Source organism: Pseudonocardia sp. HH130630-07 (genome assembly GCF_001698125.1).
Taxonomy (GTDB): Bacteria; Actinomycetota; Actinomycetes; order Mycobacteriales; family Pseudonocardiaceae; genus Pseudonocardia.
The window spans coordinates 3613535-3638935 of sequence record NZ_CP013854.1; the positions used below are offsets into that span (position 1 = coordinate 3613535).

Here is a 25401-nt window from a genome sequence, read left to right on the forward strand (position 1 = left end):
CGCCGACTTGTCGACGACGGTCGAACGGCGTCGGGCGGACGGTGACGGGCGGCATCGTCGCGGGACGGTCGTAGCCGGCGGCGACCACCAACGCGGTACACCTGGCCGGGCGACGGCTTCTGGGGGGAGGCCGCCTGATCTCCGTCGTGGGCCCTCTTGCCAGAATTTACATACGTGCCAGCTTGTTTGTATGAGACGGAGTGCGGCCGATGCCGCCGAGACGCGCCGCAGGCTGGTGGATGCGGCGACGGTCGCGTTCGCCGAGCGTGGCTATGAGGGTGCGACGTTCGAGCACATCGGCGCGCGCGCCGGGGTGACCCGGGGCGCGGTGCACCATCATTTCCGCGGCGGCAAGGACGAGTTGCTGGTCCAGTTGCTGGTCGAGCAGTGGGCGCGCCACGGTGACGCCGTCCTGGCGCCGCTGCGTGAGCCGGCGGGGTCACCCGCCGACCGGCTTGGGGGCTTCCTGGTCGGCTATCTGCGCCGGCTGGCCGAGGACGCGTCGTTCCGCGCCCTGGCCACCGTGACCACGTTGGTGGCGCCGCACGCCCGGGCCGGCGGCGAGGAGGGTCTGCAGGAGCACCGGCGGTCCCTGGACGGCTGGCGAGCGGAGCTGCACGGCGTGCTCGGCCCGTCCGGGGTCCTGCGCGCCGGCGTCACCCCGGACATGGCCGTGTTCGTGGTCGTCGCGGTCGTGCTCGGGAGCAACGACACGGCGGCGCTGGAACCGGACCGGTTGCCGAGCACCGACAGCGAGCGTCGTGCCGCCGCGGCCGCGGTCGTGCACGGCCTGATCGAGGGAGGCGACGATGAGCGATGATCCGGCCGGTCGGCCCGTCGGTGGTGTGCGACCGCGAGTGGCGCTACTGGTCGGTTGTGTCGCCCTGTTCACCGACATGCTCGTCTACGGGATCGCCATCCCGGTGTTGCCGTTGCTGCCCGCGACGGTCGACGCCGGCCCGGCCGCGACCGGGGTGCTGTTCGCCGTCTACGCGCTGGCCATGATCGTCGCGACACCGGTGGCCGGTCGATTGGTCGACCGGGTCGGGTCCCGCCGCCCGCTGCTGGTCGCGCTGCTCGGGCTGGCCGCGTCCACACTGTTGTTCGCCGTGGGTGGGCCGTTCGCGTTGCTGGTCGTGGCTCGTGTGCTGCAGGGGTTGGCGGCCGGGATGGCGTGGGTCGCGAGTTTGTCGCTGATCGCGGCGAACACCCCGGTGGCCGACCGCGGTCGGTCGATGGGGCTGGCCATGAGCATGGTGTCGGTCGGTGTGCTGGTCGGGCCGCCGCTGGCCGGTGCCCTGGTGGATGCGTTCGGGCCGCGCGCGCCGTTCCTGGCCGCCACCGCCGTCGCCTTGCTCGACGGCGTGCTGCGGGTGACGTTGCTGCGTTCTGACCCACCACAGATCGGGCCCACCGCGGGCCCGGGCGCGGTGATGCGGGTGCGCGGCAGCGGGAGCGTCCTGACCGTGGTCCTGGTCGGGGCGGCGACCCTCGCCGTGATCGGCCCGGTCCTGCCGGTGCACCTGGCATCTGATCAGGGGCTCGGCCCGGCGGCGGTGGGGCTGTTGTTCGCGTTGCTGGTGCTGTCCGGTGCGGTTCTCAACCCGGTGGTCGGTGGTCTGGTCGGTCGCGTCGACGCGCGGCTGCTGACCGGGTTCGGTGGTGGACTCGCCGTGGTCGCTCTGGCCGGGCTGGGGCTGGCCGGGGTGACCTGGCAGGTCGCGGTATGCATGGCGGTGCTCGGCGCGTCCAACGCGTTCTTGCTCGCACCGGCCACCACCCTGATCGGCCACCAGGGCATGCGCGCGAGCCCACCGGCGCTCGGCGCCGCCTACGCGGCGTTCAACCTGGCCTATGCCGCTGGCCTGGTCGTGGGGCCGCTGCTCGGCGGCGGGCTCACCGACGCCGGTGGCTTCCGCACCGCTGTGACCGCCGTGGCCGCCCTCGTCGTCCTCGCCACCGTGACAGGCCTGCTACGGCTACCCGGCGGAAAGTCATCGACCCGTCGCTCGATGAGCTCCGACACACCGTCAGGCAGCATATAGAACCGGTACGGCTGGCAGACCTGCCAGCCGCGGCCTGGCGGTCACCAGTCCATTCACTCGACTGTGGTGCATCGCTCAGGCGGGTGGGTGCTGGATGGGCGTGAACCTTTCGTGGCCCGAACACCGGGCTGGACCTGCGCCCTGAGGACTCGGACACCTCGTGCCGCTGCATCGACCCTCGGCAACGAGGACTCCCCCGCGGTAGTCGAGTGCTGCTATCCAAGCTAGAGTAACGCCTGTTAACATAACGATTGTTATCCTAGAGGGGGTGCCATGCTCGAACGACTCACCCAGGCCCTGGCTGATGCGGACGCCTCAGATGCTGCCGCGACCCTGCACGACGACGTCACACTGCGGGTGGCCGTGCACGACCGGCCGTTCTCCGGCGCCGCGGCGGCCCAGGCGATCCTGGAGGTGGTTCTCGACGGGCCGCTGCACGACGTGAGGCCCGTCGAACACTTCGCCGCTGTTCCCGCCGCCGTCACCACCGCTGTCGCCGACGCTGGTGTCGGCGTGCAGGTGCAGACATTCACCGCAGCGGTGGCGGGCTATCCGGGGCGCGCCGACGGGCTGTTGTTCGCCCGGCCTGCCGCTGATGGGCGGATCGCGGACCTGACGGTGTTCCTTCGGCCGTTGCCCGCCCTGGCCGCGCTTGCCGAGGGGGTGGGTCGCCGGATGGGTGGCGGGCAGGCCGGGCCTGCGCTCGGCCTGACACCGTGACTGCTACCCGTTCCGGCGACGCTGTGGGTGCGCGTCGTCGGCGAGGCGCCGGGCACGAGCTTCGCCGGGTCGTCCTGGACGCCACGGCGGCGCTGCTGTCCGAGACCGGTGATGTCGCGGCGCTGACCATGCGCGCGGTCGCCACCACCGCCGGTGTCACCGCGCCCTCGGTCTACCGCCATTTCCCGGACAAGCAGAGCCTGGTTCGCGCCGTGATCGGGGATCGCTTCGCCGCGTTCACCACCATCCTGACAACTGCGCGCGACGGGGCGCACGGAGCGGATGGCCGGCTCACCGCGATGGCACACGCCTATGTCCGAGCCGGCCTCGACGACCCCGGCACCTACCGCGTCCTGTTCGGTGCCACCGGAGCCGGTCCCGCGGGACTCGGCATCACAGCGGATGGTGAGCACCCCGGTGCGGCGTCCTTCCGGACCTTGCTCAACGCCGTCGGTGGCTGCCTCGCCAGCGAGATCAACGTCGACAGCGAGATCAACGTCGACAGCGAGATCAACGTCGACAGCGAGATCCTGGAGTTGGCAGTCGAGCTGTGGGCCTCCCTGCACGGGGTCGTCGACCTGCGGATCACCAAGCCAGAGATGCCCTGGCCGGATCCGGCCGCGCTCGTCGAGCACACGCTGGGCCCCGTCCGTGCAGCGTCCGCGGGGCCGCGACGATGACCGCGCTCGCCGTCGCGGCGCTCGCGGTGACCGGTTTCGTGTCCTGCGCGGAGTTCGGTTCCTACGCCTTCGTGCATCCTGTGATGCGGCGGTTGCCCAGCCGCGAACGGATCGACGTCGAGAAGGGTCTGCTCCAGACCTTCGGCCGGGTCATGCCGGCCGGGATGGTGATGTGCGTCGTCGTCGGCGTCAGCCTCGCGGTCGACCGGAATACCGCCGTCAGCTGGGCGGCGGCGGCCTCGTTCCTGGTCGCGGTAACCACCACGGTGGTGGTGAACGTCCCGATCAACATGGCGACCAGCCGGTTGGAGCCCGAGGACCCGCCGCCGGACTGGGAGCAGACCCGGACCCGGTGGGAGCGGTACCAGGCGGTCCGCTCGTGGCTGCTGCTACTGGGCTTCGTGCTCACCTGCGCCGTGACCGCTGGGTGAGGAGCACTCCGGGCCTGGGTGCGGGGGCCTCGAACCTGCCTTCGGGGACAGTCGGCGGCAACGCCTGCCGCAGCCCGCCCAGCGGGGGCTCGACGTCGATCGGGGCCGCCGGGTCGTCGACTCCTCCCAGCAGCCCCTCGGGGATGTTGCCGGGTACCGGGCGCGTGAGGGGGTGTACTCAGTGGACGGGCCGAATGACGAGGTCGACCTGTTCAACGCCGCCCCGTCGGAAGTCGTCGAACCACGCGAGCAGTACACGATACGCCTGCTCGACGACGCCGACGTGCTGCTGGTCGGCCGAAAGACCTACGGGTCGTTCTGTCAGGTGTGGCCGGTGGCGGACCATCGCATGGCTCCCTACCTCAGCGGATCCGGTCGGGTCGGTGTTCGACAACCTCGGCGGTGCGGCACCGCAGGGCCGGTGCGGCTACTGGCCGTCCCGGAACGACATCGTCGGTTGACGAACGTGGGGATCGTCCTACCGTGGACTCGTGGCGGGTAATGTCGAGCTCCGTGACCTGCGGGTGTTCCTGGTGCTGGCCGAGGAGCTTATTTCGGCCGTACGGCGACGCGGCTCGGGTTGACCCCGTCGCGGGTCAGCCAGACGGTGTCCGCTCTGGAACGCCGGTTGGGGACACGTTGTTCGAGCGCAGCAGCCGGGGGGTCGTGCTGACCGCTCGGGGTGAGCGGTTCCGGGCCGCGGTCGAGCCGGCTTACCGGGCGCTGCTGGACGCTGTTGTGCAGCACCGGGTGAGCGGGTCCGCGGCGCCGGTCGGCGGGACGCTGCGGGGTTCCGATGGCGATGTCGAACGGGCCGAGCCTGCGTGCGGCTGATCGTCGTTTCCGGTCGGCGCATCCGGGATGTCGGGTAATGCTCGTCGAGCCGACGACCTCGGATCCGTTGGCGATGCTGCGGCGTGGTGAGCTCGATCTGGTCGTGGTCCGGCTGCCGTTCGACGAGCCCGACCTCGCGGTGGGCCCGGAACTCGACCGTGACGGGCGGGTACTCGCGGTGGCACGTACCGATCCGCTGGCTGCCGCCCGGTCGGTGTCGGTGGAGGTGTTGGCCGATCGGGGGGTCTGTCGGTTCCCTCGCTACCCGGAATCGTTGCACCTGCCGATCCTGCCGAAGGCGACGCCCTCGGGGCGCCCGATCCCGGTGGTGCTCGACGTCGACGGTATCTGGGACGTGCTCGAAGCGGTGGCCCGTGGCCGGATCGTGCACCCGACGTCCGCGCGGATCACCGACTACTACAACCATCCCGACGTCGTGTTCGTCCCGCTGCACGACGCACCCGCGTTGTGCACGGCGTTGACCTGGGTCAGCGGGGCGGAGTCGGCGGCGGCGCGGGCGTTCGTGGCCGAGGCGGAGCGCGAGGTCGAGCAGTGCGAGGGTGAGGAGCGCGCGGCCCATCGCGGTGGATCATGAGTGCCGCTCAACGCTGGGATCGCCGGACGGGCGTTGTCCGGCTGCGCGGAAATCGTCTGGTCGAAAGACCGAGGAGGCGACCGTGAGCGCAACGATCGAGTGGGTCGGCGTCGAGTCCGGCGCGGAGGCGGCCTTGGCGATGCCCGAGGGGCGGGTCCGGGGGCGGCCGTCGTGGTCGGCGAGCTGTTCGGGATCACCGACCACGTGCTAGACGCGCTGCGTCGGCTGGCCGGGTTCGGGGTGGTCGCTGCGGCGCCCGATCTGTACTGGCGCAGCGGGCGGCGCATCGCACTCGGCTACGAGGACGACGACCGGAAGCGCGGGTTCGAGTTGCTCGCGGCCGTGGACGCCGACGGTGCGCTCGCCGACGTCGCGGGCGCCCGCGATCTGGTGAGGGAGCGGGCAGACCAGACCGGTGGTGTCGCGATGCTCGGGTTCAGCGTGGGGGTCATGTCGCTGTGCTTGCCGCGACGGCGATGCCGTTCGACCTGGTGGCGTCGTGTTATGGCGCGTGGACGCTGGACGGTGGCGCACCGCTGTCCGAACCGCACCCGCCGTTGGACGACGCCGAGGCGATCGCCGGGTTCGGCACCGAGCTGCTCGGGGTGGTCGGCGAGAACGACCACGTCGTCTCCCAGGACGAGTGGCGACGCATCCGGGCCCGACTCGACGACGCCGGCGTCGCGCACGAAATGGTCACCTACCCCGGACAGCCGCACGGGTTCCTGTGCCCGGACCGGCCGCAGACCTACGACGCCGCCGCGACCGAGGACGTGTGGTGCAGGCTGCGGGCGGTGCTGGACCGGCCGGTGATCGCCGCCGAGGAGCCGGTGTGAGCGCCCCGGCCGCGGCCCGCCGTCGCACCGCGGTGACCGTGATCGCGACCCGTACCGCGCGACCCGGGCACGAGCAGGGCCTCGCCGCGGACCTGCAGCGGGTCTGCGACGCACTCGGGCGCCGGCCCGGCATCCGCGGGACGGCGCTGCTCGTCCCGGACGAGCCGGATCGCGGGGCCGTCCTGGTGTACCGCTTCGCCTCACGCAGGACCTGCGGGGCGTGGCACGAGTCGGTCGAACACCGGCGGCTCGTCGAGCTGTCCGCCGGTTTCACCGACGCCGCACCGCACGAACGCGACGCCGACGCCCAGGACGCCTGGTTCGCCGGCCGCGACGGGCGGGTCGTCCGGCCGCCCCGACGGTGGAAGACCTGGATCGTGTCCAGCGTCGCCATCTGGTGCCTCATCACCGCGATCACGCTGGCGGCCGGGCCCTGGCTCGCGGTCCTGCCCGCCCCGCTGCGATTCGCGCTGCTCGTTCCCGTCATGGGCGCGCTGCTGACGTGGCTGGTGATGCCGGCGCTGGCCCGCCTGCTCACGGGCTGGTTGTATCCCTGACCCGCTCGGCGGACGGGTACTGCCGCGAGGCACCGGTCCGGGTCGGGCGGGCGTGAGGCCCCACGGTGTCGGGTCGTGCTCGCCAGCGGACATCTCAGTCGGTGATGGTGATCCCGGCGGCGGTGAGGTCGGCCAGGGCGGCGTCGTCGCCGTCGGGGTGGGCGTGGACGAACGCGGTCGCGGACAGCGGGATCGTCACGTCGTAGCCGAGGCGGCGGGCGTCGCGGGCGGTGGCGGCGACGCAGACGTCGGCGGCCAGTCCGACGACGGTGAGGTGGGTGACCCGGGTGGCGCGCAGGTGTTCGGCGAGGTCGTTGAGCCCGCCCCGGCCGGGGCCGCCGCTGTCCGGGTCGTTGGCGTTGAGGACGAACCCGGAGTACACGCCGTGCTTGCCGGGTCCCTTGTCGATCACGGTGCCGCGGGTGTCGAGATCCGGGTGGAGCCCGGTCTGGTTGTCGGGGTCGCCGGGTGGTAGGTCGGTCGGGTCGACGTCGCGGGTGTAGAAGATCGGCCGGTCGTGGTCGACGGCGTCGGCGACGAGTGTGTTGACCGCGTCGAGGACGGCGTCGGCCCCGGTCATGGCGGATGGGGCGGAGGGGTCGATGAACACGTTCTGCATGTCGACCACAACGAGTGCGGTCCGTGTCGGTGCATGCTCGCTCGTTGATGTGGTCGTTCTCGATGTCGTCATGATCGAGGATCGTGCCCGGTCGATAGGCTGGGTGGTGTGGCGTGGTGGCGTCGAGAGGCACCGGATGTGTCCGACCTGCGGGGGGAGGGTGTGGTGTTCTGCGAGACGGTGTCGGGGTCGTTGACCTATCGCCACTACCGCTCGCCGGGCCGGTACACCTCGTGGTCCAGGCAGCCGGTGCGCTGGACCGTGGCGCTGACGCGGCGTCGGCTGGTCGTGCGGCGCGCGCAGGGGCCGATGGTCAATGTCGGGTGGGGTGACCCGCGGATCGCGACGTTGACCGTCGGTGTGGACGGCGCGGATCTGCTGATCGCCGCGGACGTTCACGAGTTCCATGCCGACAGCACGGGGACCGTCAAGACACGATCGCGAGTCGCTGATCCCGCCGCGGTAGTGGCGCTGGTCGAGCAGATGCGCCACCACAGGCGGTGACCGATCAGTGGCGGTGTACGAACCGCGCTGACCGGGCCACGTGACCGGGCCACACACTCCCGGCGGCACGGACCTCAGAGCACTCTGCGCCCGGCACCGTGGCCGCGGCGGGTGGACCGACCGAGCGGTCGGACGAGATCCTGTTGCCGCGGCGGGTGACCCAGCGATCTTGCCGGGCACCTGCACGGCTCGGTCGCAGGTCGCGATCGACGGCGGGATACATACAGGAACTGCGCCATCGCCCCCGCTAGGGGGCTGGGCATGTCCGCGACGGTTCCACTTGCGCGGCAACGTAGGCGGGCGCTGACTGGGCGATGCGACGTCCACTCTGTCCGCGTCGCGACGCGAGCCCGGTACTCGAGGCAGGCTATGTTGGCGGCACAGGCACCTCAATTGTCGCTCTGGGCGTAGATGTCGACGGTGACGTCCCAGGTGGTGGTGTAAGTCCGGGCCCGCTCCGGCGTGGCGTGTCCATATAGGAGGGGCCATCGCGTGAATCTCTGCTTGAACCCGCCAAGGATCAGTCAGAGAAGGAAGTCCACGCGATGGCCCTGGACCAGGCTGCCCTGTTCGACGTCCTCGAGGCACTCAAGGCCGCCGATGTCGGTGACCGTGTCCGCACCGCCGCCGAAACCGTCTACCAGGCGTTGATCGAGGCCGAGCTGACCGACACCATCGGCGTCGCCCCGCACGAACGCACCGGATCACGATCCGCCCAACGCAATGGGCACCGGGCCCGCACGCTGTCGACGACGGCAGGGGATCTGGAGCTGCGGATCCCGAAGCAGCGCACCGGCTCGTTCTTCCCGAGCCTGTTGGAGAGGCGCCGGCGGGTGGACCAGGCCCTGTTCGCGGTCGTGATGGAGGCCTACCTGCACGGCGTCTCCACGAGGAAGGTCGACGACCTGCTCAAAGCCCTCGGTGCCGACTCGGGCATCTCGAAGTCCGAGGTCTCCCGGATCTGCGCCGACCTCGACACCGAGGTCGGCGCGTTCCGAGACCGGTCACGGGCCGAGCAGGCGTTCCCGTATGTGTTCCTCGACGCCACCTACTGCAAGGCCCGGGTCAACCACCGGGTGGTGTCCCAGGCGGTCGTGATCGCCACCGGCGTCCGCGCCGACGGATGGCGGGAGGTCCTCGGGTTCGCCGTCGGCGACAGCGAGGACGGCGCGTTCTGGACCGCATTCCTGCGCTCGTTGAAGGCGCGTGGTCTGGGCGGGGTGCAGCTGGTCATCTCCGATGCCCACACCGGCCTCAAGCAGGCCATCTCCGCGGTCCTCCTGGGAGCGGCGTGGCAGCGGTGTCCAGTGCATTTCCTGCGCAACGTCCTGGCGCAGGTCCCGAAGGGCAACGCCGAGATGGTCGCCGCCGCCGTGCGCACGATCTTCGCCCAGCCCACGGCCGACATGGTCCGCGACCAAGTCGCCGTGATCGCCGGGTTGCTCGGCCGCCACGCCCCGAAGGTCGAAACGATGCTGCGCGATGCCGCCCCGGACCTGCTCGCGTTCGCCGACTTCCCGGTCAGCCACTGGAAGAAGATCTGGTCGACCAACCCTGGAACGGCTCAACAAGGAGGTCAACGCCGCACCGACGTGGTCGGGGTGTTCCCCAACCCCGAGGCGCTGCTGCGGCTGGCCCGGTACTGGCCGAGGCCCACGACGAGTGGCAGACCGGGGACCGCCGCTACCTCGGCGAAGCCACCATGGCCCAGCTCACCACGACCACCGCCAGTACCGAGGAGGTGGCGACACCGCAGCTCATCGCATGATCTAACCCGCAGAGATCCCCGCGACCGGACCTACCCCACTCCGCGGGACGTCACCGTGTCGGACGCCGCTGACCTACCTGCGTCGAATCCGTCTCGAACGTGCGCACCGAGACCTCTGCGCCGCAGGTGTGGCAGACGGGAACACCGCCGCAGGTTGCGCAGACGGGAACACCATTGGCCCGATCGCGGCCCGCTGGGGGTTCTCGAACTCGGGTTGGCTCGCCGCCGATTACCGGTGACAGTCGGGGCAGAACCCGAGCATCGTCTTGCGTTCCTGGCGGGTTGAACGCGACGGGCTCGACCCCGGCCGCACACCCTGTGGAGGTCTCGCCGCTGCGGATGCCCGGAGCTCGTGATCCCGGCGGCAGCGGTCGCTCCCGCGCACGTCGCAGCGGGCGCCGTCGAGCCGCATGCGACGCAGGTACGCGCTCGGTGAGCAGCCGAGGTGGCACCGGAACAGCTGCTGCAGGGCGGGCGCGGTCATGTCTGCGTGGTCGGCGATGACGGTGACGTCGGCGCGGGCTGACGCGGCGGCGTCAGGTGACGTCTCGTGGTCGATTCGTCGTCCGCCGCCGCTGGTTGTTCCGCTACTGGCTGCAGGTCCTGACCGAGATCAAGAACCGTGGAGTCGCGGACGCCTGCATCGTGGTCTGTGACGGGCTCAAGACTGGGCAGACGATCTTCGCCATCGGCGGTCACGCCACCCGCTGAGCCCTCAGGGGCAGCCGGCCGTGATCAGGTCGGTGTGGCGTCGGGGTCGAGTCCGAGTGCGCGTGCCAGGACCGCGCGGATGTGGCTCACCTCGGGTGCCTGGCCGGACACCAGGATGGCCGCGCAGAGGCCGTCCGCGGCGGCGACCAGGGCGTCGACGGCGACCGGGTCGGTCGTGCGCAGGCGTCCGATCCGGGCGACCTCGTCCCGCCAGTGCTGCGCGATCGGCCGCAGCGCGGGGCGCCGGGAGGCGAGCGTGGACAGCTCGCGTTCGGCGAGGGCGCGCCCGCGACCGGCGTCGGTGCCGGCGGCGGCGATCAGTCCGGCCAGCTCGCCCAGCTCGTCGCCGGCTCGGTCGACGATGTCCCGCAACGTGACCGCGTAGGCCTCGGCGACCGCCGACAGCGCGGCGACCAGCAGTTCGTCGAGCGTCGCGAAGTAGTACGTGGTCAGGCTGGTCGGGACACCGGCCTCGCGGGCCACGGTCCGGTGGGTCACCCCGGACGCGCCGTCCCGCTGCACGACCCGCAGGCAGGCGTCGATGATCTCGCCCCGCTTGCGTTCACCGCGGGCGCGACGGCCGTCCGTGCTCGGGTCCGGGGTGCTGCGGTCGCGTGCGTCGGTTCGGGCCACCGATCGCTCCTCCTGTCCCGGTGCCGGGTCGTCCCCGGAATGCCGATCGGGTGAGCGTAGGCGGTCGCCCGCACGGGCGCACGTGGCGCCCGTGCCGGCGACCCTGTCCTGCACCGGATCCTCGTCAGCCGGACCCGGTGGCTCGTCCGGCGTCCACCGCGGCCCCGGCCTGCTCGTCGGCGTCCTCGGTCTCGCCGCGGGTCTCGTCGTCGCCGACCGTCCCGATGTGCCGGAGCACGACGACGGACAGCACGGCCAGCGCGAGGATGGCGACCGCGGATACCGTCGCCGTCACCTGTAGGCCTGCGACCTGGGCCGCCCTGGCCTGCTCGATCAGGCCGGCCGGCAGCCGGTCGGCCACCGACGACGCCCCCGAGAGGCTTTCGCCGTAGGCCGCCGCGACCGGTGCGGGCAGCTCCGCGGGTGCGACGAGCCGGTCCCGGTAGACCGCGCTCGCCAGACTGCCGAGGACGGCGACGCCGACGGCCAGTCCGAGCTCCTGCACGGTCTCCGACATGGCCGACGCGGAGCCGGCCTTCTCCGGTGGCGCGCCGCCCACGACCAGGTCGGTCCCGAGCGCGGCGATCGCGCCGAGCCCGAGATAGACCAGGCCGAATCCGGCGGTGACCAGCCCGATGCTGCCCGGGCCGTCGACGCTGCGCAGCAGCACGTAGCCCACCGCGGACAGCGCGAGCGTGCCGCCCACGATGTGGCCGGGCCGGATCCGCCGGGCCAGCAGCGGCGCGCCGATCGCCGCCACGAACATCATCAGCGCCGGTGGGCCCATCCAGAACCCCGCCTGCATCGGCGGGAGCTGCTCGACGAGCTGGAGGTGCTGGGTGACCAGGAACATCGCGCCACCGACGCCGACCAGCCCGACGAGCAGGATGGTCAGGGCCGAGGTGAAGGCCGGTGCGGCGAACAACCGCAGGTCCAGCAGCGGGTCCGGCAGGCGGTTCTGGCGCCGGACGAACGCGACGCCGAACGCCAGGCCCGCGACGAGCCCGACGACCGCGGTGGCGTCGACGCCCTCCGAGGCGCCGTGCTTGATCGCGTAGATCACCGGCAGGATCGCGGCCAGGGACAGCCCCACGCTGATCAGGTCGATCCGGCCGCTGCCCGGGTCGCGGTACTCCGGCAGCAGCAGCGGGGCCGCGACCAGCACGAGCGCGACGACGGGCAGCGCCACCAGGAACGCCGAGCCCCACCAGAAGCTGTCCAGCAGCAGGCCGCCGATCAGCGGACCGGCCGCCATCCCGAGGGCGAACATCGTCGCCCACACCCCGAACGCCAACGCCCGCTGGCGGACGTCGGTGAACATGTTGCTGATCAGCGCCAGGGTGGAGGGCATCAGCGTCGCGCCCGCGATCCCGAGCGCAGCCCGCGAGGCGATCAACATGGTGGCACTGGTGGAGAACGCCGCAGCCACGGACGCGGCACCGAACGCCACCGCGCCGATCATCAACAGCCGCCGGCGGCCGATCCGGTCGCCGAGGGTGCCCATCGTGATCAGGAGCCCGGCGATCAGGAACCCGTACGCGTCCATGATCCAGAGCGCCTCGACGCTGCTCGGGTTCAGGTCGGCGGACAGCGCCGGGATGGCCAGGTACATCACCGTGACGTCGAGACCGAGCAGGACGGTCGGCAGCGCCAGGACGCCGAGACCGGCCCACTCCCTCGGTCCGGCGCGTCGTCGGGTGGAGGTGGTCATGCGGACCTCGCTCTCGGTCGGGACATTTCCTGGACGATAGTACTAGTTGTACCATCGTTCGAGAAATGGGCGCACGCCTCAGACGAAGGGCGACGTCGTGTTGGGCACGTCCAGCAGTGCCTTGCCGTACAGCTCATAGCCCAGCGCGGGCGCCAGGACCGCGTGTCGTGCAGCGGTGCCGGTGTCCCGCCAGATCCGTTGCAGCCGGTTCGGGGTCGCGAACGATCCCGCCCCGTGTGCCGAGACGAGCCCGTCCACCGCGGACAGCACGCACTCCACGCACCGGGAGATGTCGGCCCGCACCCGGGCCCGGACGAGCGGCGACAGGGGCTCGCTGCGCTGCGCCGCGGCGTCGACGTCGTCGGCCGCGCGCAGGGCGTGCAGCTCCGCGGTGTCCAGTTCGGTGGCCGCCTGCGCGACCGCGAGCTGGAACGCGACGGAGTCCGCCTGCCGCTCGTAGGTCGTGTAGGCGATCGCCTTGTCGTGTGCCTTCGCGGTGACCAGGGACAGCGCGGCCCGGCCGAGGCCGAGCAGGGGCCCGGTGAGCACCACGGACACGTACGGCAGGAACGCCGAGCGGTACGGGGAGCCGGGGCCGTCGACGTGGTCGTCGCGCAGCGCCCCGGTCACCGAGAACATCCGGTGCAGGGGGACGACGACGTCGTCGACGACCAGTGTGTTGCTCCCGGTGCCGCGCATCCCCGCGACGTCCCAGGTGTCCTCGACCCGGCACGCGGCCGTCGGCACCAGGGCGAGGGCCTGGTCGAGCACCGTCCCGTCGTCCCCGGTGACCGGCACCCCGAGCACCGCCCAGTCGGCGTGCCAGGACCCGGAGTTGTACGGCCAGCGCCCGCTGACCCGGTAGCCGCCGTCGACCGGGGCGGTCTCGGCGGTGCCGGCGACGACGCCGGAGACCCGCCGTCCGCCCGTCCCGCCGAACACCTCCTCCCGGGCCCGGTCCGGGAACAGCGCGGCCATCCATGCGCACGAGTTGTAGATGGCCGTGACCCAGCCGGCGGCGCCGTCGGACTCGGCGACGGCGGCGGCGACCTCGATGACGCCGCGCACCGGCAGCTCGGGGCCGCCGAGCGCGCGCGGGACCGACAGGTCGAACAGGCCGGCGTCGGTCAGCGCGGAGACGACCTCGTCCGGCAGCCGCCGGTCCCGGTCACCGCGGGCGGAGTGCTCGGCGACGAGCGGGCCCAGCGCGCGGGCCCGGTCGACCAGCTCGGCGGTGGACATCGGCTGCACGGCGGTCATCGGTTCGCTCCCTCGACCTCGGCGAGCGCGACCGGCTGCAGGACGGAGGCCGCCGCGGCGGTTTCGTCGGTGCTGGTCCACACCGGGTGCGTGGCGAACGCGAGCGTGACCGGCTCCGGCCCCGCGCGGTAGACCACCTCCGGGCCCGGGCGCAGCCAGATGATCTCGCCCGGCCCCGCGGTCACCCGCTCGGCGCCCCGCTCGACGGTGAACTCGCCGTCGAGGACGACGACCGCCTCGTCGTAGCTGGGGGTCCAGGGCATCGATTCGCCGGCGCCGAAGTGCGCCAGCCCGACCCCCATGGACGTCGAGTTCGAGGCGTCGACGACGTCGCCGAGGAAGATCCGGCGGTCGGCGAAGCGCATCCAGGACGCGTCCTCGGCGGTGTACTTGACGAACGACATGGGACTCTCCTTCTCCTCTGTGGCCCCGCGGCGCGGGGAGGTGTTCAGGTGTGGGTGAGCGGGACGAACCGGCGGTCGAGCAGGCCGTCCGGCAGCAGCCGGGCCAGGCGCACCGCGGAGCGGGCGTCCCGGCCGACCGGGTAGCGGGTCCGCGGGCGGGCCGCGGTCAGCGCCCGGAGCACCGCGCGCGCGACGTCGTCCGGTGTGGTTCTGCTGGTGCGGGCGCCCTCGGCGTTGCCGCGCAGGAACCGCGTGAACACGTCCCGGTAGGTGTCCGCGACGTCCGGTGAGCGAGCGAGCACCTCGTCGGCGGTGTCCGAGACCTTGTCCCAGATCGGGGTCAGGATCGCACCGGGCTGCACGACCGAGACACGCACGCCCAGGGGTGCCAGCTCGCGGCGCAACGCGTCGCTCATGGCTTCCTTGGCGAACTGCGCCATCGCGTAGGCACCCATGTACGGCACGGCCAGGCTGCCGAGGCCGGACGTCACGTTCACGATCCGTCCCCGATGCCTGCGCAGCTGGGGCAGGAACGCCTGGGTGACCGAGACCTGACCGACGACGTTGATCTCCAGCTGGCGGCGCAGCTCATCCGGCGGCAGGCACTCCAGTGGCGCGGAGACGCAGATCCCGGCGTTGTTCACCAGGCCCCGGATCCCGCCGAGCCGCTCCGCCTCGGCCGCGGCGGCGCGCACCGCGTCCTCGTCGGTGACGTCGAACCGCAGCGGGTGCACGGCGCCGGGGCGGGCGTCGGCGGCGATCCGCTCGCCGTCGGTGCCGCGGCGCACGCCGGCCAGCACCGTGAACCCGGATCGGGCCAGCGTGAGCGCGCAGTGCCGGCCCAGGCCGGACGACGCGCCGGTCACCAGGACCGTTCCGCGGGCGCTCACCGGGCCACCCCGGCCGGTGCGGCGATCGGGCGCCGCGCGGCGACCAGACCGGTCAGCTCGTCGAGCCATCCGTCGGCGATCCTGGCCGCGCGGGCGGCCGGGACCGCGTCCTCGACGTGCGTGAGATCGATCGACAGCACGCCGCGGTGGGTGGTGACGGCGGCCACCAGCAGCCCGACGACCGAGATCCCGGCCGCGAACCGGGCGCCGCTCACGTCCCAGGGGCCGATCCGGTCCGGGACGGCGCACACGCCGAGGTTGGTGAGGCAGAGGTTGATCGGGCCCTCCCGGTCCAGACGGTCGAGGAACGGCCCGGCCGCGTCCGGGGTCGCCGGCGCGGCCCGGCCCAGCTCGGTGATCATCGAGAAGTGCTCGCCGCGGGCGCGCCGTGCTGCCAGGTCGTCGCCGATCGCGGCGGCCGCGTCCCACGGGTCACCCGTGGTGTCGACGACCGTCGGCAGCGTCGCGACGAAGCTGCCCACCTCGTGCCGGTCCACCGGGGGCTCCAGGTCGGCCCGGAAGTCCACCGGGGAGCCGAGCACCATGCACCCGGCGCCGGGGGACTCCCGGGCCACGACCCGGGCGAGCGTGCCCCCGAGCAGGCCGTGCACGCTCACCCCCGCCGCGCGGCAGGCGATGACCAGAGCGGAGAGCGCCGGGCCGGCGATCTCGCGGCGGACCAGCCCGGTGCGCCGCGACGCGTGCGGCACGATCCGGTCCGCCTCGACCCGCGCCGGCCGGTGCCGGGCCAGGTCCGCGTGGTCCCGCCCGGCCTTCGCCCGGGCGGCCGCGGCGCCCGGACGGCCCCGCGCCGGCGCCGGGAACAGCTCCTCGGTCGGGCGGACGCCCGGCCGCGCCGGCGCCGTCGTCCCGGCGGCCCGCTCCACCCACTCCTGCAACAGGGACAGCACCGTCGTCCCGTCCGCGATGCTGTGCGCGGCGGTGAGCACGAGGTCCGCGCCGGAGCCGTCCTCGGCGAGCACGACCGCGGCCCTCAGCAGCGGCCCGGTCCGGCTGTCGATCCGCCGGGCCAGCTCGTCCTCGACGACGCCCGGTTCCCGGTCCCCGGTCAGCACCCGCAACGGGACCGGCGCACGGGCCGGGACGAAGCGCGGCCGCGGCCCGTCGCCGCCGACGGCGACCCGGGTCAGCGGATGGGTGCGCTGCACCGCGTCGAGGCCGTCCCGCAGCGCGGGGACCGTGACCGGGCCGTGCACGGTCAGCCGGCCGACCACGTTCAGCGGGCTGATCCGGTCGGCGACGTCGTACCAGCGTTCCAGCGGGCTCAACGGGCGGGGATCCATCACGCCACCCCCGCCAGTCCCGGGAACGCCAGCGCCGCGCGGGCCCGCTCGGTGAGCACCCGCCGCGGGACGGTGCGCATGTAGAGGTCGCGCAGGACCCGGCGCACCGGGCGCTCGATCTGCTCCATGTCGCTGACCGCGCGGGAGTTCGCGACCATCGCGCGGGTCCGGTCGCGCCGGGCGTCCTCGTAGGCGCGCAGCCCGGTCTCCACGTCCGGGGCCCGGGACACGCTGTGCGCGAGGACGACGGCGTCCTCCACCGCCATCCCGGCGCCCTGCCCGAGGCTGGTCAGCATCGGGTGCGCCGCGTCGCCGAGCAGGGTCACCGGACCCGATCCCCACCGTTCCAGGAACGCCCGGTCCCGGCTCGGCACGGCGATGATCGACGACTCGGGCGTGCGGTCGACGATCTCGCGGATCTCCGGCGCCCAGCCGTCGAACGCCCGCAGCACGCCGGCCTTGCCGCCGGTCCAGTTCGCCGACTCGGTCGCCGGCATGTTGCGGGTGCCCCACCAGTAGGCCCGCCCGTGACCGATGTCGATCAGGCCGAAGCGCTGTCCCGCGCCCCAGTAGTGGCCGATGTAGCCCGGCGTCAGGCGCGGGTGGTCGAACGGGACGACGGCCAGCCAGCAGACGTAGCCGCTGTCCCTCGCCGGTTCCGGCCCGGCGAGCGCCTCCCGGATCCGGGAGCCGAACCCGTCCGCGCCGACCAGGAGGTCGGCCCGGGCGCTGGGGTGGTCGGCGAAGTCGACCCGCACCCGTCCGTCCGGCTCGCGCTCGAACCCGGTGGCGGTCGCTCCGGTGGTCAGCGGCGGGTCGCGCAGCTCGTCGAGCATCGCCGCCTGCAGGTCCGAGCGGCTGATGCAGACGCTGGGGGCGCCCAGGTCGTCGCAGATCTCGGTGAACGGCATCCGGCGCATCAGGCGTCCCCGCCGGGTCCGGATGTCGAAGCGCCGCACGACCGCGCCGCGCTCAGCCAGGCCGAGGTCGATCCCGAGTTCGTCGAGCGCGGCGATCGCGTTGCTCATCAGCGACAGCGCGGTGCCGGCCGGGCGGATCCCGCTGGCCCGTTCGTAGATGTGGACGTCGACACCGACCCGGCGCAGGGCGATGGCCGCGGACAGGCCCCCGATACCGGAGCCCACGACGACGGCGGAGAGGCCGGGATTCATCGGGTCACCCCCGCCCGGGTGCGGCCCAGCAGGCGGGCGAGGACGTCGGCGACGTGGCGCACGTGGGGTTCCTCCATCAGGTCGAGGTGGTCACCGTCGACGTCGACGACGTCGAGACGGCCGTCGGTCCAGCTGCTCCACCCGTTGGTGGCGTCGGCGTGCTGGGTGTCCAGCGAGGCGTGCAGCGGTTCGAGCACCGGGGGTAGCGGGCCGGTCGCGTGCACCAGGGTCAGGTCCTGGTCGGTCCGCGCCGGCCGGTAGCCGTCCAGCGCGGTCCAGTGCGCACGGAACATCGCGAAGAGACGCCGGACCAGGGCCCCGGTGCTGCCGGGCGGGAGGACGCCCGCGTCCACCGCGAGCGTCGCGAGGTGCTCGAACCGGTGGTGCTCGTCCAGGGCGGCCGGCAGGTCGACGGCGGCGGTCCCGCTGCCGTGCCGCAGCCACAGCAGCTCCCAGAAGAACCACCGCATCAACGCGTCCGGGTCGGCCGTGCTGCGGTCCCCGGTGCCCGGGGCGATCGAGTCGATCAGGACGAGCTCGTCGACCTCCTCCCCGGCCGCGCGTAGCAGGCGGGCCATCTCGAACGCGACGAACCCGCCGAACGACCAGCCGGCGAGCCGGTAGGGGCCGTCCGGCCGGACCCGGCGCACGGCGTCCAGATAGGCCCCGGCGATCCGTTCCACCGAGTCGACGGGCTCGCTGCCCGGCTCCGTGCCGGCCGCCTGCAACCCGTACACGGGGTACCCGGCCGGCAGGTGCCGGACCAGCGGTAGGTAGCAGAGGACGTTGCCGCCCATCGGGTGCACCAGGAACAGCGGCGGGCCGTCCCCGTCCGCGCGCAGCGTCACGAGCGGGTCGTAGGCCGCCTCCGCCCGGCCGTCCCGCAGCCGCGCCGCGACGTCGGCGACGGTCGGTGCGCCGGCGAACGCCCCCAGCCCCACGGCGACGCCGAAGCGTTGCTCGATCAGTACGACCAGGCGCATCGCGGTCAGCGACGTGGCCCCGGCGGCGAACAGGTCGTCGTGCACGCCGAGATCGGAGCGGGACAGCAGCTCGCCGGCCATGTCGAGCAGCACGTGCTCGTAGGCGTCGCGTGGCGCGGCCGGGGTCCCGCCGGCCGGTCCGGTCAGGGGCACGGCGCGCAGCGCGGTGTCGTCGCGCTTGCCGCTCGGGGTGGTCGGCAGGGAGGCGATCCACTGCAGGTGGCCGGGCACCAGGTGCTCGGGCAGTTCGGTGCGCAGGCCGTGCCGGATCCCGTCGAGCCCCTCGGTCCCGTCCACCGGGCCGTCGCCGGCCGCGACCAGGAACGCGACGAGCCGGGCATCCGCGCCGTCACCGGGGACCGCGACCACGGCGGCGTCGCGCACGGTGCGTCCGGCGACCCGCCGCACGGTCAGCTCGACCTCGGCCGGCTCGACCCGGAACCCCCGGACCTTGATCTGGTCGTCCAGGCGGCCCAGGCAGACGACCGAGCCGTCGGCCAGCGCGATCCCGGCATCCCCGGTGCGGTAGAGGCGGTCCTCGGGACGGTCCGGGTGCGCGACGAAGCGCTCCGCGGTCAGGTCCGGACGCCCGACGTACCCGTCGGCCAGGCAGGCGCCGCCGATGTGGATCTCCCCGCGGGCTCCGACGGCGGCCGGTCGCCCCCGCCGGTCCAGCACCGCGACCTCGGTGCCGTCCACCGGCCGCCCGATCGGGGGCAGCGCCGGGAACCGGGCCGGGTCGCCGGCCAGGGTGTGCGCGCACACCACGTGCGTCTCGGTCGGGCCGTACTGGTTCTCCAGCACCATGCCGGGGCGTGCGGCGCACAGCGCCCGCACCGGGTCGGAGACCCTCAGCTGCTCGCCGGAGGACACGACCACGCGCAGTGCCGACGGGACGATGTCCAGCAGCGCGGACGCGTCGGCGAGCTGCTCGAGCGCGACGTAGGGCAGGAACACCCGGTGCACCCGGGCGGAGTCGAGCAGGCGCAGCAACCCGGCGGGGTCGCGGCGCAGCTCGTCGGCGACGAGCACGAGTGTCCCGCCGCCGCAGAGCGTGGAGAAGACCTCCTGGAAGGAGACGTCGAAGCTCATCGGGGCGAACTGCAGCGTCCGCCCGCCCACGGCGCCGCTGTCCCGAGCGTTCTGCCAGCACACGAGGTTGGCCAGGGCGCGGTGCGGCATCACGACGCCCTTGGGCTCGCCGGTCGAGCCGGAGGTGAACAGGATGTAGGCGGGGTCGTGGGCGGCGGGACGGGGCAGCACCGCGGCGGGGTCCGCCGGGGTGGCGATCAGGTCGTCCGGGCGCAGCACCGGTATCCCGACGTCCGGCAGGTCGTCGGAACCGGCGAGGACGGCGGCGGGCGCGGCCCGGTCGAGCATGGCCGTGATCCGCGCCGGCGGGTACGAGGTGTCCAGCGGGAGGCACGCCGCGCCGGCCATGGCGGTGCCGAGCACGGCCGCGACCAGTTCCGCGGACCGCCCGACCGCGATCCCGACGGCCGAGCCGGGGCGGACACCGGCCGCCAGCAGCCCGTGCGCGATCGCCCGCGCGGCCCGGTCCAGTCGCGCGTAGCTCCATGTCCGGTCGCCGTCGATCAGGGCCGGGGCGTCCGGGGCGGTGCGTACCCGGTCGTCGACCCACTGCACGACCGTCTCCGCCGGGTGCGCGGCGGGTGCGGTCCGGGGCGCCGGGGCGAGGTCGGGACCGTCGACCGGCCGGTGTGGGCGGGTGGTCAGCGAGCGCAGGACGGTCAGCCAGGTGCTCTCCACCAGATCGGCCTGCTCCGGGGCGAACTGCTCGCCGTCGAAGTCCAGCCGCAGCGTCACGCTCCCGTCGCCGGGGTCGGTGAACGCGTTGACCAGCAACGCGAACTCGGTGCGTTCCCAGGTCCGGAAACGGTCCAGGCGCACCCGGTCGCCGGTGTGCAGTGACTCCAGCACGTGGAAGTGCACGTAGTTGAATGCCGTGTCGAACACCGGGGTGCTGCCGAGGTCCTGCTGGATGGCGCTGAGCGGGTAGCGGCGGTGCGGGTGTCCCTCGCGTTCGCGGTGCAGCGCGGTCCGGACGGTGTCCAGCGCGGTGCCGTCGACGGGCAGCCGGACCGGCACCGTGTTCAGGAACAGCCCGACCATCCGCTCGGCGTGCCGGCGCTCGGGCCGGCAGTGCGTGACCAGTCCGGTCACGATCTCGTCGTCGCCGGTCAGCCGGCCGAGCACCAGGCAGTGCGCGGCGAACAGCACGGACTTGACCGGGACCGCGTGCTCGGCCGCGAGCGCGCGCACGGCCGTGACCAGATCGTCGTCCAGGTCGAGCCTGCGGGCGAAGTGGGTCCGGCCGGCGGGCGGGAACGTGGGCGCGAGTGGCTCGATCCGGGTGCGGGGGGCACCGTCGAGCACCCCGGCCCAGTACCGGCGGTCGTCCCCGGACTCCAGAGCGGCGCGTTCGTCGCGCACGTGCTCGGCCGGCGCGGGCAGCGGCAGGTCCGGGACGGGGTCCACCGGCTCGCCCAGCGCGTGCCGGTAGTCGGCGAACAGCTCGGACAGCAGGTGGGCGACGCTGCCGCCGTCGAACACGGCGTGGTGGAAGCTGACCACCAGCTCGACCGAGTCGTCCAGCACGTGCACGCGGAACAGGTGCAGCGGCGGGCGGTCGACGGCGTACGGGTGCCGGCGGCGCTCGGCGACGTGCCGCTCGATCTCGGCCTCCGCGTCGCGCTCCGGCCGGCCGCGCAGGTCGACGACCTCCAGTGGGGACGGGACCGACGGGTGGACGAGCTGCAGCGGTTCGGACGTGCCGGCCAGGTCGAACGAGCTGCGCATGGCCGGGTGCCGCCGGACGAGGGCGTCGAACGCGGTACGGAACTCCCGCTCCGCCCAGGGCATCGACAGGCTGTAGCGGAACACGTCGCGGTAGTGCTCGGAGCCGGCTCCGCGGCTGCTGTGGAACAGCATGCCCAGCGCCAGGCGCGGGGCCGGGAACGCGTCCTCGACGCCGGAGAGCCGTGCCCGGTCCACCCGGGGGACCAGCTCGAACGGCTCGACCGGCGCCTGCCCGGTCGCCTCCCGGGTCGCGACGGCGGCCAGCCCGGCGACCGTCGGCGCGCGCAGCAGGTCGGTGAGCGAGAAGTGCACGCCGGCCGCGGCCGCCTCCGCCCGGACACGCAGCATCAGCAGCGAGTCGCCGCCGAGCACGAAGAAGTCGTCGTCGGCGCCGACCGGCCCGGTGCCCAGCACCCGGGCCCACGCGTCGGCGAGCGCGACCTCGACCGGCCCGGACGGCTCGGCCCCCGCCGAGGTCGTCGCGGGCTCCGGGTCCGGCAGCGCCCGCCGGTCGGTCTTGCCGTTGACCGTGAGCGGGACCTCGTCGATCCGCAGCCACCAGGTCGGGAGCATGTAGTCCGGCAGCGTCGACGCCAGCCCGGCGCGGTACCCGGCCGGATCCGGCTCGCCGGAGGTCACGACATAGGCGACGAGCCGGGTCCCGAGGTCCGGCGCGGTCCGGTCGACGACGACGGCATCGCGCACGCCGGGCAGGCGGCGCACCGCGTCGGTGACCTCACCGAGCTCCACCCGGTTCCCGCGTACCTTGACCTGCTCGTCCAGCCGGCCCAGGAACTCCAGCGTGCCGTCCGCCGTCCAGCGGGCGAGGTCGCCGGTCCGGTACACCCGCCCGCCCGGCGCGAACGCGCAGCCGACGAACCTCTCGGCGGTCAGGTCCGGCCGGTCGAGGTAGCCGCGAGCGAGCTGACGACCGGCGATGCACAGCTCGCCCGGTACACCGACCGGCTGCTGGTTGCCATGCGCGTCGAGCACGAACAGCGAGGTGTTGTCGATCGGCCGGCCGATCGGCACCCGCCGCGGCGTCACCCCCGGTTCCGTCGTGCAGTCCTGGTAGGACACGTCGACGGTCGCCTCGGTCGGCCCGTAGAGGTTCACCACCTGCACGTCCGGTCCCAGCACGCGAGCGCACTGCTCGACACGGGCCGGCGGGAGCGCCTCCCCGCTGCAGAAGATCCGGCGCAGGGACCCGGTGCGGTCGCGGCCGTCCGGCGCGGCCTCCACCACACCGAGGAACGGCTCCAGCATGGACGGTACGAAGTGGACCACCGTGCACCCGGCCGCCGAGACGGCGTCCAATAGAAGCTCCGGGTCGCGCTGCGCGCCGGGCGGAGGCAGCGACACGGCGGCGTCGTCCACGGCCCACCAGAACAGTTCCCACACCGAGACGTCGAACGAGACCGGCGTCTTCTGCAGCAGCACGTCGCCGCCACCGATGGGGTAGGCGCGCTGCATCCAGCCGAGCCGGTTGACCACCGACCGGTGCTCGATCATGGCGCCCTTCGGGCGTCCGGTCGTCCCGGACGTGTAGATCACGTAGGCCAGATCGGAGGCGCCGGCGATCGGGCCGAGCCGCCCGTCCGGGCCGTGCAGCAGGTCCGCCACCGGCACCGCACCCGCCGGCGGCGGCACCGGCGCGCCGGCCCCGACGAGCACGACCGACGCCCCGCTGTCGGACAGCACGAACCCGATCCGCTCCGCCGGGTGGGACGGGTCGACCGGCACGTAGGCCGCGCCGGCCTTGAGCACGCCGAGCACGGCGGGCAGCAGCTCGGGGCCGCGCTCCAGCAGCACCGCCACCCGGTCGCCGCGCCGCACGCCGCGGGCCCGCAGCCCGCGCGCGACCTGGTTCGCCCGTGCGTCCAGCTCCGCCCGGGTGAGGGGATGGTCGCCGACGACGGCCGGCGCGTGCGGATCCCGGTCGACACACCGCTCGATCAGCTCGGTCAGGGTGAGGTCCGCGGGATGGTCGATCTCGGGACCGGCCGCGATGACAGCGAGCCGGTCCCGCTCGTCCGGGGTGGTCATGGCCAGCCCGCCGGCCGGTGTCAGCGGGTCCTCGACGCCCGCGCGCATCAGGTTCTCCAGGTGCCCGACCACGGCGGCGGCCGAGAGGTCGTCGTCGAAGACGCCCTCGCCGAAGTGGAGGTCGACCTCGATCCCCGGCCGGCCCTCGACCGCGTGCATGTGGATCGCGAGCGCGTCGCCGCGGTGGGCCGAGGCGCGGTGCGAGGTCGTGCGCCGGATCCCCGGCACCTGTACCGGCCGGGGGTGGCGCAGGGAGGACACGGTGACGTCGAACGGGGTGCGCGGACCGCCCGCGGTCGGCTCCAGCTCGCGCAGCAGGTCCCCGAGCGAGAGGCGCTCGTGCTGGCGCAGGAACGACGTCGACGCCCGCACCTCGCCCGCCAGCGCGCGCAGGGTGCGGGTGCCGTCGGTCCACAGCCGCAGCGGCAGCGTGTTGGCGAACTGACCGACGGTCGACTCGTCCCGGCCCGTCCGGCGGTTCAGCAGCGGTACCCCGATGATCACCTCCTCGGCGTGGTGTACGCGGGACAGGTAGGTCGCGACGGCCGCCGCGACGAACGAGAACGGTGACTCGCCGAGTGCCAGCATCCGGTCGACCAGGGGGCCGTCGAGGAACAGGCGGTGCCGCGCACCGGAACCTGTCGTGTCGCGGCCGAACAGCACCGGCACGGCGTCGGCCAGCTCCCCGGCCAGCGCGGCGCGGTCACGGGCATGCTCGTCGGAGCTCCGGTAGGCCAGATCGTCGGCGACGGCGTCCAGGTAGGACCGCCCGTCCCGTTCGGGCCCGGCTCCGGCGTAGTCGGTCAGCACCGCGTCGGTGAACAGCGTCAGGGCCCGGGTGTCCGCGACGATGTGGTGCGCGGCGACGACCAGGACGCACCGGTCCGGCCCGTCGGTCAGCAGCGTCACCGCCGCCAGCGGACCGTCGCCGGGAACGAACGCGCGGTCGGCCGCCGCCGCGATCCACTCCTCGACGCCCTCCTCCGGGACGTGGACGTCCACCGTCACGCCGTCGGGATCGACGACCTGCACCGGCGAGCCCGCCCGCTCGGTCACCTGCAGGCACAGCGCGTCGGTACGGGCCACCCGCTGGCGGGTGCAGCGCAGCAGGCGTGCCGTGTCCACCGGCCCGTCCAGCCATTCCGCGACGACGACGGTGAACTGCGGGTGCTCCGGATCCTGCGCCGCGGCGGCCCAGATGTCCCTCTGATACGCCGATAGTTCGGTCGGATCGTGTCTCACCGAATTCACCAGAAATCCCCTCGCTCTGGACAGGTCGTTGCACCGGGTTGATCGCCGCGGTGATTCGGACAACACGTCACACGCAATACGGCGTATTCGACAACGCATTAGCCACGACGGCGCCAGTGATGTCCATCCGGGTTGCGAAGTTGCCAGGATCGACCACGCACGAACCACGGCGGCGGTCCCCGGGCGCGCCGGTCCCTCCGGGCCGGGCCGGTGGGGTCCGGGTCGCCCACCCCTGCGCGGGCGCCGGACGGACCGGCTTCCGCGCCGGTGCGGTGGGTCGCCGCCTACGGTCCGGGGTTGAGCCCACGAGCAGGGGAAACGGTCCGATTCCTGCCTGAAGTTGGACATGTGTCCGATTTGCTGGTTACATGGCTGACGCACGGGATAGGGTGCTCGGCCCTGGTCACGCCAGGTCGGAAGCGCCCTCGCGGAGGGTGGCGAGCACGCCACGCGACCGCGCCGGACCGCGTACCCGGCCCGGCCACGGGGTCATTGACGACGTCCGTGACACGCCGTTCGCGCGGCCGCAGATAAACCGTCGAATAACGTGCGAGGACTACTTGCATGAAGCCCCTCACCCGACCTCCACTGCCGGACGGGCCAGCCCGAGAATTGCACGAGGCACTG

General features: G+C 73.3%; 19 protein-coding genes and 2 pseudogenes. 12 read left to right on the plus strand and 9 right to left on the minus strand.

Going from position 1 to position 25401, the window contains the following annotated elements; all coding sequences use genetic code 11:
- Positions 1-190: 190 nt before the first annotated feature.
- The 9 genes and pseudogenes from AFB00_RS17185 to AFB00_RS17220 all read left to right on the plus strand — a co-directional run bounded on the left by AFB00_RS17185 (position 191) and on the right by AFB00_RS17220 (position 6698).
- Complete coding sequence (locus AFB00_RS17185) at positions 191-820, plus strand: TetR/AcrR family transcriptional regulator (protein WP_068798078.1); 630 nt, start codon at positions 191-193, stop codon at positions 818-820.
- Between the two features lie 37 nt (positions 821-857).
- Complete coding sequence (locus AFB00_RS17190) at positions 858-2045, plus strand: MFS transporter (RefSeq protein ID WP_197519565.1); 1188 nt, start codon at positions 858-860, stop codon at positions 2043-2045.
- Positions 2046-2318: 273 nt separating this feature from the next.
- A complete protein-coding gene (locus tag AFB00_RS17195; protein ID WP_068798080.1) occupies positions 2319-2765 on the plus strand; it encodes a hypothetical protein in 447 nt (148 codons plus the stop codon).
- Between the two features lie 128 nt (positions 2766-2893).
- Positions 2894-3445 carry a TetR/AcrR family transcriptional regulator gene (locus tag AFB00_RS17200; protein ID WP_231973962.1) on the plus strand — a complete coding sequence of 184 codons (552 nt, stop codon included), beginning with the start codon at positions 2894-2896 and terminating at the stop codon, positions 3443-3445.
- Complete coding sequence (locus AFB00_RS17205) at positions 3442-3876, plus strand: anthrone oxygenase family protein (protein ID WP_068798082.1); 435 nt, start codon at positions 3442-3444, stop codon at positions 3874-3876. The genes AFB00_RS17200 and AFB00_RS17205 overlap by 4 nt, the downstream gene beginning before the upstream one ends.
- Positions 3877-4456: 580 nt before the next feature.
- Positions 4457-4549: a hypothetical protein gene (locus AFB00_RS36265; protein WP_442965811.1), complete on the plus strand. Its 93-nt coding sequence runs from the start codon at positions 4457-4459 to the stop codon at positions 4547-4549.
- A 198-nt stretch (positions 4550-4747) separates the two neighbouring features.
- Positions 4748-5305 carry a LysR substrate-binding domain-containing protein gene (locus AFB00_RS17210; RefSeq protein ID WP_197519566.1) on the plus strand — a complete coding sequence of 186 codons (558 nt, stop codon included), beginning with the start codon at positions 4748-4750 and terminating at the stop codon, positions 5303-5305.
- A 204-nt stretch (positions 5306-5509) separates the two neighbouring features.
- Positions 5510-6141, plus strand: a pseudogene (locus AFB00_RS32035) (dienelactone hydrolase family protein).
- Positions 6138-6698: an antibiotic biosynthesis monooxygenase gene (locus tag AFB00_RS17220; RefSeq protein ID WP_068798084.1), complete on the plus strand. Its 561-nt coding sequence runs from the start codon at positions 6138-6140 to the stop codon at positions 6696-6698. The pseudogene AFB00_RS32035 and the gene AFB00_RS17220 overlap by 4 nt, the downstream one beginning before the upstream one ends.
- Before the next feature lie 94 nt (positions 6699-6792).
- On the opposite strand, the gene AFB00_RS17225 is transcribed toward AFB00_RS17220, so the two are convergent.
- Positions 6793-7317: a cysteine hydrolase family protein gene (locus AFB00_RS17225; protein ID WP_231973963.1), complete on the minus strand. Its 525-nt coding sequence runs from the start codon at positions 7315-7317 to the stop codon at positions 6793-6795.
- A gap of 138 nt (positions 7318-7455) precedes the next feature.
- On the opposite strand from AFB00_RS17225, the gene AFB00_RS17230 reads away from it, so the two are divergent.
- The 3 genes and pseudogenes from AFB00_RS17230 to AFB00_RS36270 form a co-directional block, all read left to right on the plus strand.
- Positions 7456-7821 (plus strand): hypothetical protein, encoded by a 366-nt coding sequence (locus AFB00_RS17230; protein WP_068798086.1) that lies wholly within the window; start codon positions 7456-7458, stop codon positions 7819-7821.
- A gap of 545 nt (positions 7822-8366) precedes the next feature.
- On the plus strand, positions 8367-9875 hold the full coding sequence (locus AFB00_RS17235) for an IS256 family transposase (protein ID WP_442965812.1): 1509 nt from the start codon (positions 8367-8369) through the stop codon (positions 9873-9875).
- A 299-nt stretch (positions 9876-10174) separates the two neighbouring features.
- Positions 10175-10255: pseudogene (locus AFB00_RS36270) on the plus strand (transposase); the annotation flags it as partial.
- 69 nt (positions 10256-10324) lie between these two features.
- Here the strand turns inward: AFB00_RS36270 and AFB00_RS17240 are convergent.
- The 8 genes from AFB00_RS17240 to AFB00_RS17275 all read right to left on the minus strand — a co-directional run bounded on the left by AFB00_RS17240 (position 10325) and on the right by AFB00_RS17275 (position 24765).
- A complete protein-coding gene (locus AFB00_RS17240) occupies positions 10325-10933 on the minus strand; it encodes a TetR/AcrR family transcriptional regulator (RefSeq protein WP_068798087.1) in 609 nt (202 codons plus the stop codon).
- Positions 10934-11057: 124 nt separating this feature from the next.
- Entirely contained in the window at positions 11058-12644 is a 1587-nt protein-coding gene (locus AFB00_RS17245; RefSeq protein ID WP_068798088.1) for an MFS transporter, read from the minus strand.
- A 78-nt stretch (positions 12645-12722) separates the two neighbouring features.
- Positions 12723-13904 carry an oxidoreductase gene (locus tag AFB00_RS17250; protein ID WP_068798089.1) on the minus strand — a complete coding sequence of 394 codons (1182 nt, stop codon included), beginning with the start codon at positions 13902-13904 and terminating at the stop codon, positions 12723-12725.
- Positions 13901-14308, minus strand: coding sequence for a hypothetical protein (locus AFB00_RS17255; protein WP_068798090.1), 408 nt, complete (start codon positions 14306-14308; stop codon positions 13901-13903). The genes AFB00_RS17250 and AFB00_RS17255 overlap by 4 nt, the downstream gene beginning before the upstream one ends.
- Positions 14309-14352: 44 nt before the next feature.
- Positions 14353-15198: an SDR family oxidoreductase gene (locus AFB00_RS17260; RefSeq protein ID WP_068798091.1), complete on the minus strand. Its 846-nt coding sequence runs from the start codon at positions 15196-15198 to the stop codon at positions 14353-14355.
- A complete protein-coding gene (locus tag AFB00_RS17265; protein WP_068798092.1) occupies positions 15195-16502 on the minus strand; it encodes a phthiocerol/phthiodiolone dimycocerosyl transferase family protein in 1308 nt (435 codons plus the stop codon). Before AFB00_RS17265 ends, AFB00_RS17260 begins: the two co-directional genes overlap by 4 nt.
- Positions 16502-17674 carry an FAD-dependent monooxygenase gene (locus AFB00_RS17270; RefSeq protein WP_068798093.1) on the minus strand — a complete coding sequence of 391 codons (1173 nt, stop codon included), beginning with the start codon at positions 17672-17674 and terminating at the stop codon, positions 16502-16504. The genes AFB00_RS17265 and AFB00_RS17270 overlap by 1 nt, the downstream gene beginning before the upstream one ends.
- Positions 17671-24765: an amino acid adenylation domain-containing protein gene (locus AFB00_RS17275; protein ID WP_068798094.1), complete on the minus strand. Its 7095-nt coding sequence runs from the start codon at positions 24763-24765 to the stop codon at positions 17671-17673. Before AFB00_RS17275 ends, AFB00_RS17270 begins: the two co-directional genes overlap by 4 nt.
- Positions 24766-25401 lie beyond the last annotated feature (636 nt).